Source organism: Actinomadura nitritigenes (genome assembly GCF_017573545.1).
In the GTDB taxonomy this organism is placed as follows: domain Bacteria; phylum Actinomycetota; class Actinomycetes; order Streptosporangiales; family Streptosporangiaceae; genus Spirillospora; species Spirillospora nitritigenes.
Window position 1 is genome coordinate 189849 of sequence record NZ_JAGEOK010000012.1, and the last position, 17519, is coordinate 207367.

The 17519-nt window shown below is 73.2% G+C and carries 14 protein-coding genes; 6 read left to right on the forward strand and 8 right to left on the reverse strand.

All coding sequences use genetic code 11. From position 1 onward, the window contains the following. Positions 1-157 precede the first annotated feature (157 nt). The 7 genes from J4557_RS20240 to mtrA all read right to left on the reverse strand — a co-directional run bounded on the left by J4557_RS20240 (position 158) and on the right by mtrA (position 9159). Positions 158-1351: a winged helix-turn-helix domain-containing protein gene (locus J4557_RS20240; RefSeq protein ID WP_307800094.1), complete on the reverse strand. Its 1194-nt coding sequence runs from the start codon at positions 1349-1351 to the stop codon at positions 158-160. A gap of 55 nt (positions 1352-1406) precedes the next feature. Then, entirely contained in the window at positions 1407-2138 is a 732-nt protein-coding gene (locus J4557_RS20245; protein ID WP_151538674.1) for a response regulator, read from the reverse strand. A gap of 385 nt (positions 2139-2523) precedes the next feature. Next, entirely contained in the window at positions 2524-3195 is a 672-nt protein-coding gene (gene hpf / locus J4557_RS20250; RefSeq protein ID WP_208268285.1) for a ribosome hibernation-promoting factor, HPF/YfiA family, read from the reverse strand. 916 nt (positions 3196-4111) lie between these two features. Beyond that, positions 4112-4849 carry a ComF family protein gene (locus J4557_RS20255; RefSeq protein WP_208268286.1) on the reverse strand — a complete coding sequence of 246 codons (738 nt, stop codon included), beginning with the start codon at positions 4847-4849 and terminating at the stop codon, positions 4112-4114. Between the two features lie 86 nt (positions 4850-4935). Next, positions 4936-6756 (reverse strand): LpqB family beta-propeller domain-containing protein, encoded by a 1821-nt coding sequence (locus tag J4557_RS20260; protein ID WP_243776065.1) that lies wholly within the window; start codon positions 6754-6756, stop codon positions 4936-4938. Continuing rightward, positions 6753-8402: an MtrAB system histidine kinase MtrB gene (gene mtrB, locus J4557_RS20265; protein ID WP_372442506.1), complete on the reverse strand. Its 1650-nt coding sequence runs from the start codon at positions 8400-8402 to the stop codon at positions 6753-6755. Before mtrB ends, J4557_RS20260 begins: the two co-directional genes overlap by 4 nt. Positions 8403-8481: 79 nt before the next feature. Next, positions 8482-9159: an MtrAB system response regulator MtrA gene (mtrA, locus tag J4557_RS20270; protein WP_151538627.1), complete on the reverse strand. Its 678-nt coding sequence runs from the start codon at positions 9157-9159 to the stop codon at positions 8482-8484. 436 nt (positions 9160-9595) lie between these two features. Here mtrA and J4557_RS20275 point away from each other — a divergent pair, with 436 nt between their 5' ends. The 5 genes from J4557_RS20275 to J4557_RS20295 all read left to right on the forward strand — a co-directional run bounded on the left by J4557_RS20275 (position 9596) and on the right by J4557_RS20295 (position 14964). Further along, positions 9596-10720 (forward strand): hypothetical protein, encoded by a 1125-nt coding sequence (locus tag J4557_RS20275; RefSeq protein WP_208268287.1) that lies wholly within the window; start codon positions 9596-9598, stop codon positions 10718-10720. Next, on the forward strand, positions 10717-11403 hold the full coding sequence (locus J4557_RS20280) for a DUF4129 domain-containing protein (protein ID WP_208268288.1): 687 nt from the start codon (positions 10717-10719) through the stop codon (positions 11401-11403). The genes J4557_RS20275 and J4557_RS20280 overlap by 4 nt, the downstream gene beginning before the upstream one ends. Continuing rightward, on the forward strand, positions 11397-12617 hold the full coding sequence (locus J4557_RS20285) for a DUF4350 domain-containing protein (protein ID WP_208268289.1): 1221 nt from the start codon (positions 11397-11399) through the stop codon (positions 12615-12617). The genes J4557_RS20280 and J4557_RS20285 overlap by 7 nt, the downstream gene beginning before the upstream one ends. An 86-nt stretch (positions 12618-12703) precedes the next feature. Beyond that, a complete protein-coding gene (locus J4557_RS20290; protein ID WP_208268375.1) occupies positions 12704-13672 on the forward strand; it encodes an AAA family ATPase in 969 nt (322 codons plus the stop codon). Beyond that, on the forward strand, positions 13672-14964 hold the full coding sequence (locus J4557_RS20295) for a DUF58 domain-containing protein (protein ID WP_208268290.1): 1293 nt from the start codon (positions 13672-13674) through the stop codon (positions 14962-14964). Before J4557_RS20290 ends, J4557_RS20295 begins: the two co-directional genes overlap by 1 nt. A gap of 194 nt (positions 14965-15158) precedes the next feature. On the opposite strand, the gene J4557_RS20300 is transcribed toward J4557_RS20295, so the two are convergent. Further along, positions 15159-16154, reverse strand: a complete 996-nt coding sequence (locus J4557_RS20300; RefSeq protein WP_208268291.1) for a stage II sporulation protein M — start codon at positions 16152-16154, stop codon at positions 15159-15161. Positions 16155-16224: 70 nt separating this feature from the next. Between J4557_RS20300 and J4557_RS20305 the strand changes: the two genes are divergently transcribed. Continuing rightward, entirely contained in the window at positions 16225-17379 is a 1155-nt protein-coding gene (locus J4557_RS20305) for an RDD family protein (protein WP_208268292.1), read from the forward strand. The last annotated feature ends 140 nt before the right edge of the window (positions 17380-17519 follow it).

Below are 17519 nucleotides of genomic sequence, written 5' to 3' on the forward strand. Positions count from 1 at the left end.
GCGCGTTCGCATCTTCGGCGGCGAACCGCCTCATTCCGGGAATCGGAATCCGTGCGGCGAACCGCCCGTTTCGGACCGCCGGAATGGGCCCGCCGCCCCGCCGAGCACCGCCGAACGGCGACCGCACAGTCGAGCCGGGCCGATCAGGCAGGGCCGATCAGGCAGGGCCGGCCTTGACGGCGGCGTCGACGAGGGCGCGGTCGACACCGTCCGGGACGATCCGTTCGACGCGGACGTCGTCGCAGCCGACCCACGCCGCCGCCCGCCACAGCGCCGTGGCCAGCGACGCGGCCGACGCCTCGGCGCGGCCGGCGGTCCGGGTCGCCCACGGTTCGAACGACACCTGGCGGGCGACGAGCGTGCCGCCCTCCCGCGCCGGGTCGACCCGCCCGAGCAGCCGCCCGCCGGCCAGCAGCGGCATCGCGAAGTAGCCGTGGACGCGCTTGGCCTTGGGGACGTACGCCTCCAGCCGGTGGTCGAACCCGAACATCCGGGACGCCCGCGCCCGGTCCCACACCAGCGAGTCGAACGGGGACAGCAGTGTGGTGGCGTGGCGTCCCCGCGCCGGTGCGGCGAGGGCCTCCGGGTCGGCCCAGGCCGGCTGCCGCCAGCCGGCCACCGTGACCGGGACCAGCCCGGCCGCCTCGACGACGGCGGCCACCTGGTCCTGCTTGAGCCGGTAGTAGTCGGCGAGGTCGCCCCGCGTCGCCACGCCGAGAGCCCGCCCCGCCCGAGCGACGAGGGCCGTCAGGCACGCGTCGTCATCGGGGTCCTGCGCGAGCAGTTCCGCGGGGACGGCCCGTTCCGCGAGGTCGTAGACCCGCCGCCAGCCGACCCGCTCGACGCACACGGCCTCGCCGATGTCGAGCAGCCACTCGATGCCGATCTTGTGCTCGCTCCAGTCCCACCATTCGGCGCTGGCCTTGGCGCCGCCGAGCTCCTTCGTGGTCAGCGGGCCGTCGGAGCGCAGCCGGGCGCGGATCTCGTCGCACACGCCCTCGGGCACCTTGTGCCAGCGCCAGCCCCGCCGCAGGTAGGCGCGGCGGCGGAACGCGAACAGCGGCCAGTCGCGCATGGGCAGGATCGACGCCGCGTGCGCCCAGTACTCGAAGGTGCCGAACGAGCCGTTCCCCCAGTAGGCGGTCTCGATCGCGCCGCGCCCGACCGGCCCCAGGCGCGCGTACGGCACCAGCTCGTGGGACCGGGCCAGCACCGAGATCGTGTCGAGCTGGACGGCCCCCAGCCGTTCCAGCATGCCCGTCACCCCGCCCCTCGGCCGCGCGCCCAGGAACCCCTGGGCGCGCAACTGGAGCCGCCGTGCCTCGTCCGCGCTGAGCTCTGCCTCGACCACGCCCGCATGCTAGGCCACAACACCGACAAAACCACATTGCCGGTAACCCGACAGCTCAGGTGATCTCGAGGAGCTTCTCGCGGACGGCGTAGACGACCGCTTCCATGCGCGAGTGGAGCTGGAGTTTCTCGAGGATGTTGCGGACGTGGTTCTTCACCGTGTTCTCGGAGATGAAGAGCTCCCGCGCGATCTCCCGGTTGCCGAGGCCGCGCGCGACGAGCCGGAGCACCTCCATCTCGCGCTCGGTGAGGCGGGGCGCGGGGACCTGCTGGGTGCGCTCCTCGCTCCGCTTGGCGAGCGAGGCGAACTCGGTGATCAGCTTGGACGCCATCGACGGGCTGATCAGCGACTGCCCGCCGTGCACCGCGCGGACCGCCTGCGGGACCTCGTCGATCGAGATCTCCTTGAGCAGGTAGCCGCTGGCCCCGGCCTTGATCGCTTCGAAGAGGTCCTCCTCCTCGTCGCTGATCGTCAGCATCACGATCTTGGCGCTGGGCGCGGCGTCCTTGATCGCCGTGCACGCCTCGATGCCGCTGCGGCGGGGCATCCGGATGTCCATCAGCACCACGTCGGGCAGCAGGTCGCCGGCCATCTCGACCGCCTCGTGACCGTCGCCGCCCTCGCCGATGACCTCGATGTCGTCCTCGGCCTGCAGCACCATCTCCAGGCCTCTGCGGAACAGCGCGTGGTCGTCGACGATGAGCACGCGGATCGGGTCGGCCGCATCGCCCGGCCGCGCGGCCCGCCGCTCGGCGGGGGTGGCGGCGGCGCCGCCCTGCCGGGGCACCGTCACGGCTTCGCGAGCCTCGGGATTCTCGCTCACCTGAGTCGCGGCGTGGAGGAGACGCCGCTTCCCCCCTTCACTGTCAGTGATCTGAAACTACCGGAGGGTCGGGCTCCAGGGTCGCCCCCGGAGTTCTTCGCGGGGTCCGGGGTGGCCCCCGGGACGAACGGGGTCGGGGCCGCACCGGCGTGACGCCGGCGCGGCAACGCCCCTCAGCCCCTACGTTACGGGGTTTTCCGCCGTTCCCAGCGTCTCGCGGGGCCGACGTCTCCTGACAAAATCCGGAACGCCGGCCGGCCCGGACGCCCCGCGTCGCCCCGCGGGGTGCGCGGGCCGGCCGGCGCCGTGCCGATCCCGGCGTCGCCCGGACGCCGCCGAGCGCTGCTCCTCACCCCTCGACGAGCCTGATCACTCCGTAGTCCCAGCCCCTGCGGCGGTAGACGACCGAGGGGTGCCCGGTGGCCTTGTCGCGGTAGAGGAAGAAGTCGTGCCCCACGAGCTCCATCTCGAAGAGCGCCTGCTCGATGCCCATCGGCTCTGCCTTGTGGAACTTCTCGCGGACGACGACGGGCCCGTCGCCCTCCATCGGGATCGGGACGATGCTCTCGTCGACCCGATCCCCGGCCCGCGCGGCGCCGGTCTCCTCCTCCTCGGCGACCGCCGTGGCCGTGCGCGCGCCGCTGGACGCGGGCTCGGGCATCGGCGCCGGTTCGGGGAGCGGTTCCATCGTGGCGATCTTGGCGCGGCCCTTGCCGCCGTGCGCCTTGCGGCGCCCGCAGTCGCGGCGCAGCCGCGACTCCAGCTTGTCGAGCGCCAGGTCGAGCGCGCCGTAGCGGTCGTCGGCGGCGGCCTCGGCCCGGATCACCGGACCGCGGGAGCGGATCGTGAGCTCCACTCGTTCGCGCTGGTCGGCGAGCCGCGGGTTGCGTTCCTCGGACACCTCCACGTCCACGCGGATGACCTTCTGGTCGAGCCGCTCGATCTTGGCCAGCTTGCTGTCGACGTGCCGACGGAACCTGTCGTTGATCTCGGTGTGTCGGCCCTTCACGATGATGTCCACGCGGGACCCCCCTTCTCCCGGTTGCGATTCACGCCCGGTCCGGGACCCCTGATGGCCCCGTACGGGCACCACAGCACGGTGGGTCGCACCCGCCCGGCCGACCTGGTCTTCGTCCCCACATCCGCCTGCTGAGGGGCTCGCGGCGCTCTCGCCACTACTGCCCTTCTCCCGGTTCGGGGGATGTCGGATCCCTCGACGGGGCAGGACTTACCTCTAAGGCGCACCGTGATCGGTCGACGAGAAGTCGCCTTACGTGGGCCGTTTCGCCTGCGCCTGGCATCGGCTAGCCGGATCGTCTGCCGTGCTCCTGACGAGCACTGCGATCCGACGCAACCACGGACCCGGGCGGGTGCCATGTCAGGAACGCTAACCCCTTACGCCACGAATGTCAGGGGGGTGAGGGGAGGAAAAACTCACTGAACGTCATCGAGAGCCGCCGCTGCGCCGTCCCCGGCCCCGCTCCCGCCGGGCCCGAGAGGCCCCGGAGGCCCCTGGTGCAGGGCGGTTCGGGCTCTCGTGGCGCCCAAGTCAGGCCCTCCTCTCCGCCGGGAGAGTTTGGGAAATCTCTACTCCCGTCATGAGGCGATGTGACCCGAATTTCCCCTTCGACCGCCGACCGGCGCCCGCCGCCGCCTTCGGACGCGGCTACGTTAGGTAGCTAGCTGCCTTCCCGGATCACCGACGTGAAGAAAGTCACCGTCCCTGGCGCAGCACCGGCCGTCACGATCACCACCCCCGGCACGGCCATCACGGTCAGCACCCCTGGCACGGCGCGGCCGTCACGATCACCGCCCTCGGCGCAACGCCGGTCGTCACGATCACCCCCCGCGCGGCACGGCCGTCACGATCACCACCCGGTGCGGCACGGGCGTCGCGATCGCGCCCGGCACGGCGCGGCCGTCACGGCACGGCGCGATCACCATGTCCGGCGCAGCGGGGTCGCCGCCACGGTTGCCGCTGCCGCGACGTCCGCGCCCGCCGCTCGGAGGGCGCGTGCCGCCTCGGACAGCGAGGCGCCGGTGGTGACCACATCGTCGACCAGGACGACCCGTCGCCCGGCGAGAGGCGCCCCCGCGACCGCCTCCAGCGCGCCGTTCAGGTTGTCCCGGCGCGCCTTCGCCCCCAGCCCGGCCTGGTCGGCGACCCGCCGGCACTGGCGCAGCCCGCCCAGCGCGACGACCGGAACGCCGCCCGCCCGCAACCGGTGCACGGCCACCGCCACGGCCTGCCTCATGGGGTCGTGCCCGCGCCGCCGTACCGCTCCGCGGCGCGACGGGACCCACACGATGGGCATAGGCTCCGCCGAGGCCACCGAAGCCGCCGAGGCCCCGCCCGGCGGACCAGGCCCGCGCGGCGGGCCGAGCGCCCGCGGCTCTGGCAGGGCCGCGTCCACCGCTTTGGCCAGCGCCTCCCCGATCGGGGTGGCCAGCGCCGTCCTCCCGTGCTCCTTGTAGGCCGAGAAGATCTTCTGGACGGCGCCCTCGTACGCGGCGACCGTCCACGGAGGCGGGAGGCCCGGGGGCGCCGGACGCGCCGGCCTGGCGGGCCCGTACAGCGGCGCGGCGCAGGAGCCGCACAGCAGGCCGGGCTCACCGCCGCAGCCGGCGCAGATCTCGGGGAGCAGGAAGTCGATCAGATCGCCGAAGAAGCCCATGGCCTCGACGATGGCCGCCGGGTCCGGCGGCCGGAACCCCTTCGCCGAATTGTGGATAACCGCGCCGCGAGGCCGCGGTCCCGGGCTCAGTGCGCGTAGCTGGGGTCCCGTGCCGCCGTCGGGCAGATCCACTGGCTGTACGAGGTGACGGGCGGGCGCTGGCGGCACACCTGATCCTTGCCCGACGACCAGGTCCCGATGAGGACCGGGGACCCCGGAGCCGCGGCGATGGTGCGCGGCTCGCCGAGCGCACCGACGCCCAGGGACGTGATGGCGCTCCCGCTCACGGGCATCAGGTACGGCAGCGTCTGGGAGTCGCGCTTGGCGCGGCCGAGGACGGCGAGGGTGTCGTAGTCGCGCCACGCCAGGTCGACCGCGTCCTGGAGCTCGGACGAGACGGGCAGGAACGAACCCACGTCCAAGGACCCGTCAGGAGCGGTGGCTATCCGGCCCATCTGGACCTCGGGGCGCCCGTCGATCCCGACGATGACGGCGGCGCGGACGCCGTCGCGCGATACGCGGAACGCCAGAACCTGCCGTCCGCCGAGCCCCCAGTGACCGGCCTTCACCGGCGCCTTGCCGGGACGGCGGACCCACAGCCACGACGCCTTCCGGGTGCTCTCGACCGTCCACAGGGTGCCGTCGCGGCTCCATGAGGGCGCGGTGAAGCGCGCGCCCTTATGGGCGTTCAGCAGGACGTGAATGGCCGGGCTGCCCGCGACGGGTCCGGCGGTGACGAGCTGGCTGCCGTCCGTGCTGAGCCCCGCCAGCTCCTGGTAGTTCGGTGATACGGCGGGGTGGGACAGCCGTCCGGCGGCACCCGTGACGACGGGTTGGGCGCGGTCGCCCTGGAGGGTGCCGAGGAATCCGGCGGTGCCGGCGACGTAGGCGGTCTGGCGGATCTGCTCGTCGGGGTCCTGGCCGTCCGGGGAGTTCCCGTCCCAGGAGTGGACGGACTGCGTGGCGTCGGAGCCCTGGGGCGTCACGGTCTCGCCCTCGATCTCCAGCCGCCAGCGTTTGATCTCCGAGAGCTGCCGCAGCGTCCAGCTGAGCTGGGCCGACATGCGTTCCACGTTGCCGTCGCGGGCCTCCTGGCTGAGGTCGACGATCGCGACGTCCTTGTCGATGCGGACGCTGCCGCCGCGCAGCCTGGTCCCCTTGGGGAACGCGCTCTGCACGGCCCCGTTGAGCCACGACGTGGGGCCCGACAGGAGCGCCTGGACGAGCTGGGTGGGGAGCGTCTCGCGGTCCACCACCGGCAGGAAGATGCCGTTGGGGACGAGGGTGTGCTCGTCAGGTGCGAAGAAGTACAGGTTGACGGTGCGCATGGCGCGCTCCACGTCGTCCTTGGTGAGGAACAGGCCGGCCTTATCGTTGCCGGGGAGCCCGGTGATGCGCCAGACGCCCTGCTGGGTCTTGGCCAGCTGGAAGTCGGCTTCCACGCTCTTGGGGGCGGCCGTGTACTGGCCGTCGGAGTCGATCGTGCCGAGCTGGTCGCCGGTGACGTGCACGGTGGCCTGGTTCGCGGACGTCTGGTCCACATGGGGGTCGACCGTGCGGCTCGACAGGACGTCGACGTACGGCCTGAGGCCGGGATCCCAGGCGTTGGGGGTGCTCAGGTACTCCTTGGCGACCTTGTGGCCGTCGTCGAAGCTCGCGGAGGCGGTGAGGAAGCCGGAGACGAGCTGGGTCGGCCCCCAGTCGGCCTGCGGGCTGACGGGGATGAGGCGGACGTACGGGTCGTCCACGCGTTCGGCCTTCTCGGCGGGCTTGCCGGTGACGACCTGCCCGCCGGTGGGCACGTTGGCGCATCCGGCCACGCACAGGACGAGGACGACGGCGACGGCGACGGCGGGCCGCACCCGCCGGGACTGGAGGCGCCGCGTCTCGCGGCGGTCGCCGGTCAATCCCCCGCCTCCAGTTCGGCGAAGAGGAGCCGCGCGTCGCCTGCCCCCGGCGGGACGAGCGGGAGGGGCGATCCGCGCAGCTCGGCTCCGGCCACGCGGGGCAGCGACAGGCGGAACTGGGAGCCGACGCCGGGTTCTCCCCATGCCTGCAGCCATCCGCCGTGCAGCTGCGCGTCCTCCCGGGAGATGGACAGCCCGAGCCCCGTGCCGCCGGTAGTGCGCGCGCGAGCCGGATCCGCGCGCCAGAAGCGGTCGAAGACCATCTGCCCCTCCCCCGGTTTGAGGCCGACGCCGTGGTCCCGCACGGCGACGGCGACGGCGTCGCGGTCGGCGGCCACCGACACCACGATGTCCTCGCCCTCGCCGTGCTCGACGGCGTTGACGACGAGGTTGCGCAGGATGCGCTCGACCCTGCGCCGGTCCACTTCGGCCATGCAGGGCTCGCCCGGGAGCTGGAGGACGACCTTGCTGCCCTTGCGCTCGGCGAGGCCCTGGATGTCGCCGACGACGCGCAGGACAAGGTCGCGCATGTCGAGCGATTCGGCGTCGAGCGTGGCGGCGCCGGCGTCGTGCCGGCTGATCTCCAGCAGGTCGGCCAGCAGCGACTCGAACCGTTCGAGCTGGCTCTGCAGGAGCTCCGCGGACCGTCCCACGGCGGGGTCGTCGAAGGTGTCGCGGTTCTCGTAGAGCATGTCGGCCGCGATCCTGATCGTGGTCAGGGGCGTACGCAGCTCGTGGGAGACGTCGGAGACGAACTGGCGCTGCAGCTGCGACAGGTCCTCCAGTTCGCCGATCTTCTCCTGGAGGTTGGCGGCCATGTCGTTGAAGGAGCGGGCCAGGCGCGCCAGATCGTCCTCCCCGCGCACGCGCATGCGCTCTTCGAGCCGCCCTGCGGCGAGCCTCTGCGCCCCCTGCGCGGCCAAGCGCACCGGAATGACGACCTGCCGTGTCACCAGGGAGGCGATGGCGGCCAGGAGGAGCACCAGGACGACACCCACGCCCACCATGGAGCGGCTGACGTTGGTGAGGGTCTTCTGCTCCTGCTCCAGGGGGAACAGGTAGTACAGCTCGAACTGGCCGGACTTGCCGCCCACGATGAGGCCGCGTTCGGACGGGTGCCCTCCGACATAGGTGAGCTTGCCGTACGTGTAGGCGCGCGCTCCGGCGGGAGCGTGCTTCAGCTCGTCCCGGAGGCGCTTGGGGACGCTCTCCTTACGGAGCTCGTTGGTGGCGTACCCGTCGAAGTACTCGGCGGTGGTGTCGCGGATGTAGACCTCGTACAGGCCGGACGGGCCGCTGCGCGCCTTGAGGCGGTTCACCACGGCGTTGAGGCGGCTGCCGTCCTCCGCGGCGGGCGAGGTGCTGTTGCCCAGGTCACGCTGGACCTGGGCCAAGCCCTCGTCCAGCTGGAGACGGGCCGCCTTGACCTTCCCGTCCATGAGGGCGGTGGACACCTGCTGCATGAGGAACACGCCCAGGATGGCCACCACGATCGCCGAGATGAACAGCGTCGAGGTGACCACCCGTACCTGGATGGAGCGGCGCCACCGCATGTACGCGCGGCTGGCCGTGCCGCGCAGGACGCGCCGCAGCGCCAGCAGGCCGCGCCGCGCGAACCGCTTCGCCCTCGTCGTGTCGGCCTTCACGACGGGTCCTGGGGGCGGGGCGGTGTGGCGGTCATCGGCGTGCCGTTCCGGCTGTCACGAGGGGCGCTGGACCGGGGGGTCAGGCGGGCCCGGCCTTGTAGCCGACGCCGCGCACGGTGACGACGATCTCGGGCCGCTCCGGGTCCTTCTCGATCTTGGCGCGGAGCCGCTGGACATGGACGTTCACCAGGCGGGTGTCGGCGGCGTGCCGGTACCCCCAGACCTGCTCCAGCAGGACCTCGCGGGTGAACACCTGGCGGGGCTTGCGGGCCAGGGCGACGAGCAGGTCGAACTCCAGGGGGGTCAGCGGGATGTGCCGGTCGGCGCGCTTCACCGAGTGCCCGGCCACGTCGATGGTGATGTCGCCTATCTGCAGGGTCTCGGGAGCGGGCTCGTCGGTGCGGCGCAGGCGCGCGCGCACACGGGCGACCAGTTCCTTGGGCTTGAACGGCTTGACGATGTAGTCGTCGGCGCCCGATTCGAGGCCGAGGACGACGTCGACGGTGTCGCTCTTGGCGGTCAGCATGACGATCGGCACACCGGACTCGGCGCGGATCTGCCGGCAGACGTCGATACCGTCGGCGCCCGGCAGCATCAGGTCCAGCAGCACCAGGTCGGGCCGGGTCTCCCGGAACGCCTCGAGCGCCTTGTCGCCGTCGTGGACGAACGAAGGCTCGAAGCCCTCGCCTCTCAGCACGATGCCGAGCATCTCGGCAAGCGCGAGATCGTCGTCGACGACCAGTACACGTCCTCTCATGGCCCTCATCGTCACAAAGTCGGGGTTCGGTGGAGTGGGGTGAGATGCTCCGGCCCCACCTCGCCAGGGAGAGATATGCCTTGGCGTGCCAGGTTACCTGCGTTTGCCTCGTACATGACTCCTCCATGCGTCCGGTGGCCGGCCCCTGACGCGCGCCAGGGCGTGACATGGCGGCAGGCTCGCCTTACGCGCGCCTTATGCGTCACCTCATACAAGGGCGGGATTGTAAACGGGACTCCCGAAACACATGCCAGGTTGTCCAGGATCGGAAGCTTTCGTCCCTGTGCGCGCCTCTCAGGGCGCAGATCGGCATCGACCGGGCCCGTGTCGGCATATGCGGCGGCTCGCCCGTGACAGGATGACCTGACCGGCGGCCGCGGTCACCATGGGCCGTCCACGCCGGGACACCCCCCGCCGAAGACCGCAGGGAGCCGACATGCCGGGACCGGACGGCTGGGACGACGACGCGGACGCCGACGTCCCGTTCCGCCCCATGTCCATCTCGGAGATGCTGGACGGGTCGATCGCCGGGATCCGGCGCCGCCCGCGCACGGCCCTCGGCATCGCCCTGGCGTTCAGCGCGGTGACCCAGGTGGCGAGTTCCGTCGCCGCCTACTTCTTCATCGGCAACGAGGCGCGCGACGAGGTCACGCCGGGGGTGCTGCTGCGGTCGTTCGGGGCGCAGACGACCCTCGCCGTCATGGGGCTGGTGCTGTCGGCCTACGGGATCCTGGTCCTGTCGGGGCTGCTCGCGCCGATCCTGGGGCGGGGACTGGTGGGCCTGCCCATCGCGCCCAGGCAGGCGTGGCGCGACGCGCGGCCGCGGCTGGGCCGGCTCGCCGGAACGGCGGCCGTGGTGCTGCTGGTGCCGCTCGCCGCGATGGTGGTGCCGATCCTCCCGTTCATCCTGCTGGTGGCGTCCAATGCGCATCCGGCGCTGGGAGCGCTGGCGGCGGTCGTCGGCTTCCCCGCCGGCATAGCGCTGATGGTGTGGTCCTACATCCTGCTGGTCCTGGCCGTACCGGCGGTGGTGCTGGAGCGTACGACAGTGGGCGGCGCGCTCAGGCGGGCCCGGGTGCTGTCCAAGGGCCGGTGGTTCCGCACGTGCGGGACGCTGTTGCTGGCGATCCTCATCACGGTGTTCATGGGGTTCTTCGCTCTGCGGATCCCGTTCCTGGTCATCCAGCTGATCTTCTTCGGGCTCGGCTCGGACGGCGGCTCGACGGTCGGCGCGCTGGCGGTCGACACGGCGGGCCGGATCATCAGCTGGGCGGTGGTGCTGCCGTTCGACGCCGGTGTCATCGCGCTGCTCTACATGGACCGCCGTATGCGCCGTGAGGGGCTCGACCTCGACCTGCGTACGAGGGGACGGTCCGCCGCCGCGGTGGCGGCCGGATCCGGCCGTGACGGCAGTGGCAGTAGTGACGGCAGTGGCACTAGTGATGGCAGTGGAGACGGCCCGGCGGACGGCGCCGACGGGGAGGGCTTCATCGACCTGTGGCGGCCCCGCCCGGTAGGCGCCTGGCAGGGAACCGGACCGGAAGCGGGGGCGCGCCGGTGACGCTCGACCCGATTGGCCGCGACGAGGCCCGCGACATGGCGCGCCGTGAGCTGGACAAGCAGATCTACCAGCGGGACAAGCCGTCCTGGCTGGAGCGTGTATGGGAACGGTTCTCCGACTGGGTCCAGAACCTGTTCAGCCACGCCTCCCATCCGAACGCGCACGGCAGCGGCGGCGGATGGGTCTCCGTAGTCGTCATCGTGGTGATCGCCCTGGTGGCGGTGGGGCTGGTCGTGTGGCTCATGTGGGACCGCCGCAATCCGCGCTCCAAGAAGGACCCGCTCCTGGAGGACAAGCCGTCGACCGCTCTCGACCACCGGGACGCCGCGGAACGGCTCGCGGCCGAGGGGCAGTGGGCCGAGGCCATCCGGGAGAGGCTCCGTGCCATCGCCCGCGACCTGGAGGAGCGCGCGGTGCTCGCTCCTCGGCCCGGCCGGACGGCGGACGAGCTGGCGGCGGAGGCGGGCGAGGCCGTGCCCGAGCTGGCGGACGCGCTGCGCGCCGGCGTCCGGATCTTCGACGACGTCTGGTACGGCGACCGTCCCGGCACGGCCGAGCGGTACGCGCAGGTCAAGGAGCTTGACGAGCGGCTGCGCGCGGCGCGTCCGAAGCCGCTGGAGTCCGACGGCCTCACCCCCGCGGGCGTCGGCGCCGACGATCCGGACGGAGGCCAGCGATGGTGACCCGGTCGCCGGCGCGCGCGCAGGAGGCGGGCGGCGGTGCAGGCAGCGGCGGTGGCGGCGAGGCGTCCGCCCGGCAGGTCGCCGGGCGCCGCTGGCGGTCGGCGCGCGGCGTGGTGGCGGCGCTGCTCGCGATGGCCGTGATCGCGGTCATCCTGGCCGCGCTGCGCCCGTCCGGCTCGCCCGAACGGCTCGACCCCACCTCCCCCAAGAGGGACGGCTCGCGCGCGCTCGCGGAGATCCTCAAGCAGCACGGGACGCCCGTCACGGTGGCGAGGCACGCCCCTCAGGCCGTCGACCAGTCCGGCCCCGGCACCGTCATGGTGGTGACGCGGAGCGAGCGGCTCACCGAGGACGACATCGACCGGATGCGGGGGGCGCAAGGGGCCCTGCTGCTGGTCGAGCCCACGGCGCCGGTGCTGGAGGCCCTCGCGCCGGGCGTCGAGATCGAGAACACCAGCTTCGCCGGCACGGGCGAGCCCGGGTGCTCGCTGCCCGCCGCCACGCTGGCGGGCGCGGTGACCTTCGGCCAGTCGCAAACCTACGCCGTGTCCGGCAACGCCGTCGCCTGCTACGCGGTGGACCACGAGGCACGCCTCGTCCAGGTGCAGGACGGTCCGAGGACCGTCACCGTGCTGGGCTCCAGCACGCCGCTCACCAACCAGCACCTCGCTGAGGAGGGCGACGCGGCGCTGCTGATGAACCTCGCGGGGGCGCGCCAGTCCGTGGTGTGGCTGGCCCCCGACCTCCCCACCGAGGGCGCCGGTGCGGGGCAGGAGTCGCTGACCGACCTGCTGCCGTTCGGCGTCAAGCTGTTCTTCCTGGAGCTGATCGTCGCGGTCGTCCTGGTGGCGCTGTGGCGGGGGCGGCGGCTCGGCCCGGTGGTGGCCGAGGCGCTGCCCGTGGTCGTCCGCTCCGCGGAGACGGTGGAGGGGCGCGCGCGCCTGTACCGGGCGAGCCGCGCCCGGGACCGGGCCTCGGACGCGCTGCGCTCCGGCGCCCGCGAGCGCATCGTCCCGCTCCTCGGCCTGCCGCGCACCAGCGCGCAGGATCCCGCGGCCGCGCAGGAGATCGTCGCGGCCGTGACCCTCCGGACCGACCGCGACGAGGCGTACGTCGGCGCGGCCCTGTACGGTCCCGAACCCGTGGACGACGCCGGGCTGATCGCCCTCACCTCCGTCCTCGACGACCTGGAAAGGCAGGTACGCCAGTCGTGAACCACCCTGTTGACCTCGGGAAGGACGACGCGCCCGGCCCGCTGCCCGGCGACGCGCCGGGCCACGCCGGGCCCACCGCGGGGGCCATGTCCGAGGAGACCCTGCGGCAGGCCGAGACCGCCCGCGCGGCGCTCGCGGCCCTGCGCGGCGAGGTGGCCAAGACGGTCGTCGGCCAGGACTCGGTGGTGACGGGGCTCGTCATCGCGCTGCTGTGCCGCGGCCACGTGCTGCTGGAGGGCGTGCCCGGAACCGCCAAGACGCTGCTCATCAAGACGCTGTCGCGGGCCCTCGACCTCGACTTCAAGCGCGTGCAGTTCACCCCCGACCTGATGCCGGGCGACGTGACCGGGTCCCTGGTGTACGACAACCGGACCGCGGAGTTCGAGTTCCGCGAGGGCCCGGTCTTCACCAACCTGCTGCTCGCCGACGAGATCAACCGGACCCCGCCGAAGACGCAGGCGTCGCTGCTGGAGGCCATGGAGGAGCGGCAGGTCTCGGTGGAGGGGACGGCCCGCGCCCTGCCGGACCCGTTCGTGGTGTGCGCGACGCAGAACCCGATCGAGTACGAGGGCACGTACCCGCTGCCCGAGGCGCAGCTCGACCGGTTCCTGGTGAAGCTGACCGTCCCCGTCCCCACCCGGGACGAGGAGATCAGGATGCTCCAGCGGCACGCCGCGGGGTTCGACCCCCGCGACCTGTCGGAGGTGAAGGCCGTGGCGGGCGCCGCGGAGCTGGCGGCGGGCCGCGCCGTGGTCCGGGCGGTGCACCTCGACCCGAAGGTCGCCGCGTACGTCGTGGACCTGTGCCGCGCCACCCGCCAGTCCCCGTCGCTCCAGCTGGGCGTCTCCCCGCGCGGCGCCACCGCGCTGCTGGCCACCTCCCGCGCGTGGGCGTGGCTGTCCGGCCGCGACTACGTGACGCCGGACGACGTGAAGGCGCTGGCCCGCCCGACGCTCCGGCACCGCGTGCAGCTGCGCCCCGAGGCCGAGCTCGAGGGCGCGACCGCCGACGGGGTGCTGGAGGGCATCCTCGCCCACGTCCCCGCCCCGCGCTGATGGCGCTCACCGGACGCCTGGGGCTGCTGGCGCTGCTCGGCGGGGTCGCGCCGATCCTGCTGCCGAGCTGGTGGACGCTGCTCGCGGTGTGGGGCGTCCTGCTGCTCGGCGTCGTGGTGGACCTCGCCCTGGCCGGCAACGTGCGGGCGCTGCGCTTCCACAGGTCGGGCGACACCAGCGTCCGCCTCGGCGAGACGGCCCATGTGGCGCTGATCGTGGAGAACCTCGGCCGGCGCCGGCTCAAGGCGCGGCTGCGGGACGTGTGGCCGCCCAGCGCAGCCGCCGCGCCCCGGACGGCGCACGTGGACGTCCCCGCCGGGGAGCGCCGCCGCGTCGACATGGCGCTGACGCCGACGAGGCGCGGCGACCGCCGCGCCGTGACCGTCGTGGTCCGGTCGGTGGGGCCGCTGGGGCTGGCCGCCCGGCAGCTGTCGCGGTCCGCGCCCTGGACGGTGCGCGCGCTGCCCGCGTTCCCGTCGCGCCGCCACCTGCCCGCGAAGCTGGCGCGCCTGCGGGAGCTGACGGGCGCGCACGTCGCGCTCATCCGCGGCCAGGGGACCGAGTTCGACTCGCTGCGCGAGTACGTCGACGGCGACGACGTCCGCTCGATCGACTGGCGGGCCACCGCGCGGCGCGCGGACGTGGTGGTCCGGACGTGGCGTCCCGAGCGCGACCGCCGGATCTACCTGGTGCTGGACACCGGCCGCACGTCCGCGGGCCGGGTCGGGGACATTCCGCGCCTGGACTGCTCCATGGACGCGGCGCTTCTGCTGGGCGCCCTGGCGTCCCGCGCCGGCGACCGCGTCGACCTGCTCGCCTACGACCGGCGCGTCCGTGCGCGCGTCGAGGGCGCGTCCCGTACCGACCTGCTGCCCGCGATGGTGCACGCGATGGCCCCGCTGGAGCCGGAGCTGCTGGAGTTCGACGCGGCGGGGATGGTGTCGACGCTGATGGCGCGGGTCCGGCAGCGGTGCCTGGTCGTCCTGCTGACCGAGCTGAACACCGCGGCGATCGAGGAGGGGCTGCTGCCGCTGCTGCCCCGGCTGACGGCCCGCCACCTGGTCATGATCGCCGCCGTGGCGGACCCGCGGGTCGGCGAGATGGCCGAGGGGCGCGGCGATCTCGCGGCGGTGTACGACGCGGCGGCCGCGGAGCGGGCGCGGGCCGAGCGGCGCCGGCTCACCGCCGAGCTCCGCGCCCACGGCGTCGAGGTCGTGGACGCGCCGCCCCAGGACATCGCTCCCGCCCTCGCGGACGCGTACCTCGCGCTCAAGGCCGCCGGACGTCTCTGAACGGCTCAGCGGCCCGCTCAGCGGCGCCTGGGCGGCCGCCGGAGGCCACGAGTCACCCGGCGTGACGGGCACGGCGCCGATCGATGGCGGTTCGCCAGCGTATGAGGCGGTTCCTCCGCAGGGCGCCGGTCCTCCGCCGGGCTGAAGTCCTCCGCCGGCCCTCCGCGGGGCTGAAGTCCCCTGCCGGGCGCCGGTCAGCCCGCGACCGGGACGAGATCGGGACGCAGCTCCGCGTCGCCGGTCTCGCCCTGCCGGGTGGCGCGGCGGCCCAGCACGATCACGTAGCCGAGGAACGCCGCCTCGGCGACGACGCCGATCGCGATGCGCAGCCACGTGACGTGCACCCAGCCGGTGACGAAGCCCTCGATCAGCCCGGACACCAGCAGCACGCCGACGAGGCCGATCGCGATGCTGATCGCGGCGCGCCCCTCCTCGGCGAGCGCCTGCCCGCGGCGGCGGCGCCCAGGGTCCACGACCGTCCAGCCGAGCTTCAGGCCCCCCGCACACGCGAGGTAGACCGCGGTCAGCTCCAGCAGGCCGTGCGGCAGGATCAGCCCGAAGAACACGTCGCCCTTGCCGTAGGCGAACATCAGCCCGCCCGTGACGCCGAGGTTGATCTGGTTCATCAGGAGCACGTACACGGTCGGGATGCCCAGCAGGATGCCGAAGATGAGCGCGACCGCCGACACCCACGCGTTGTTCGTCCACACCTTGAAGGCGAACGACGCGGCGGAGTGCTCGGTGTAGTAGTTCGCGAAGTCGTGCTCGACCAGGTCGCGGATCTCGTTCGGGGTGCCGATGCTCGACTGCACGTGCGGGCTGTGCACGATCCAGATCGCCAGGGCCAGCGCCAGCAGGTTGCCGAGGACCGCGTTGCCCAGCCACCACCATCGCATCCGGTAGGCGGCGGCGGGGAACGACACCGTCGCGAACCTCGTGACGTCGCGCCACATCGGCGCGTGGGCGCCCGCGACCGCGGCCCGGCCGCGCGCCACCAGCGACGACAGCCGCCCCACCAGCTCCGGATCCGGCGAGCTCGACCGGACGACCGACAGGTGCGTGGCCGTCCGCTGGTACAGCTCGACCAGCTCGTCGGCCTCCGCGCCGGTCAGCCTGCGGCCGCGGTTGATGAGATGCTCAAGCCGTAGCCAGTCGGCGTTGTGCGCGGCCACATAGGCGTCGACGTCCACCCGGGGAGACTAACGCCTCGCCCCGCGAAGGCGGCAAAATGGACCGGCCCCGGCATTGGAGGATCAGGACATGGCCGAACTCGTCACCGGCGAGGCCGTCGCGCTCGACATCCGGGTCGCGCGGCTGGCCAGCCGGGGCTGTGCCCTGCTGCTGGACCTGCTGTTCCAGGTCATCCTGCTGAACCTCGCCGTCTACGTGACGGGCCTGACGGCCCTGGTCGCGGACGATGCGTGGGCCGTCGGGCTGTCCCTGGTCGCGGTCGTCGCCGTGCTGGTCGGCTACCCGTGCGCGTTCGAGACCCTGTCGCGGGGGCGGACGCTGGGGAAAATGGCCCTCCGGATCCGTGTCGTGGCCGACGACGGCGGGCCGATCAGGTTCCGGCAGGCGCTCGTGCGCGCGCTCGCCGGCTTCATCGAGTTCTGGACGCTCTACGGCGCGCCCGCCCTGATCACCTCGTTCTGCAACCGGCGCGGCAAGCGCCTGGGCGACCTGTTCGCCGGGACGATCGTCATCCAGGAGCGGATCCCGTCCGGCCGCCTCGGCCCCGTCGCGGTCATGCCCCCGCAGCTCGCCTGGTGGGCGCGGTCGCTGGAGATCTCCATGCTCCCGGACGAGCTGGCGATGACGGCCCGCCAGTACCTGGCGCGGTTCTGGGAGCTGCTGCCGGAGGTGCGGGACTCCCTGGGGCAGCGCATAGCCGCGCAGGTCGTCGACGTGATCAGCCCTCCGCCGCCGCCGGGCATCCGCCCGGAGATCCTGCTGTCCGCCGTCCTCGCTGAGCGCCGCCAGCGGGAGGAATGGCGGCTGGCCCAGCGTCGCGCGCGCCGCTTGCGCCGCGCCGGGCACGTGGACTGGACGCAGGCTCCCGCTCCCGGCGCCGCCCCTGTTCCCGTTCCGGCGATGGCCATGGCCGGAACAGGCCAGCCTCCTCCGCCCGGCTGGCAGGGGCCTCCCGCAGGCCCGCCGCCGCAGCCCGGCCCTCACCCGGCCGGCCCCTACCCGGCCGGCCCCTACCCGACAGGCTCCTATCCCGCGGGCCCCTACCCGGCGGGGCCCTACCCGGCGGGGCCCTACCCGGCGGGTGCGTACCCGACCGGGGCTCACCCGGCCGGTGGCCGTCCGGCCGGGCCCTACCCGGGCGGCCCGTACCCGCCCGCCCCCTATCCGGCGCAGGGGATGCCGCCTGGGCCGTACCTCAACGGGGGCATGCACCCTGGCCGTTGACCGGACGGGGACATCGAAGGCCCGCCGACCAGCGGCCGAAGCTCCGCCTTGTCATCTACCGCCGTAAGCCGGCGTTGTCGTTGTGCACTTCTACGACTTCCCGCAGGACCTTCCCGCCTCCTAATATCCGAACAAATTTC

Bases quoted from the DNA above. Each gene is read 5' to 3' on its own strand.
- J4557_RS20285 (WP_208268289.1), top strand. From the start codon at position 11,397: ATGGTGACCCGGTCGCCGGCGCGCGCGCAGGAGGCGGGCGGCGGTGCA.
- J4557_RS20305 (WP_208268292.1), top strand. From the start codon at position 16,225: ATGGCCGAACTCGTCACCGGCGAGGCCGTCGCGCTCGACATCCGGGTC.
- J4557_RS20275 (WP_208268287.1), top strand. From the start codon at position 9,596: ATGCCGGGACCGGACGGCTGGGACGACGACGCGGACGCCGACGTCCCG.
- mtrA (WP_151538627.1), bottom strand. From the start codon at position 9,159: ATGAGAGGACGTGTACTGGTCGTCGACGACGATCTCGCGCTTGCCGAG.
- J4557_RS20290 (WP_208268375.1), top strand. From the start codon at position 12,704: ATGTCCGAGGAGACCCTGCGGCAGGCCGAGACCGCCCGCGCGGCGCTC.
- J4557_RS20255 (WP_208268286.1), bottom strand. From the start codon at position 4,849: ATGGGCTTCTTCGGCGATCTGATCGACTTCCTGCTCCCCGAGATCTGC.
- J4557_RS20295 (WP_208268290.1), top strand. From the start codon at position 13,672: ATGGCGCTCACCGGACGCCTGGGGCTGCTGGCGCTGCTCGGCGGGGTC.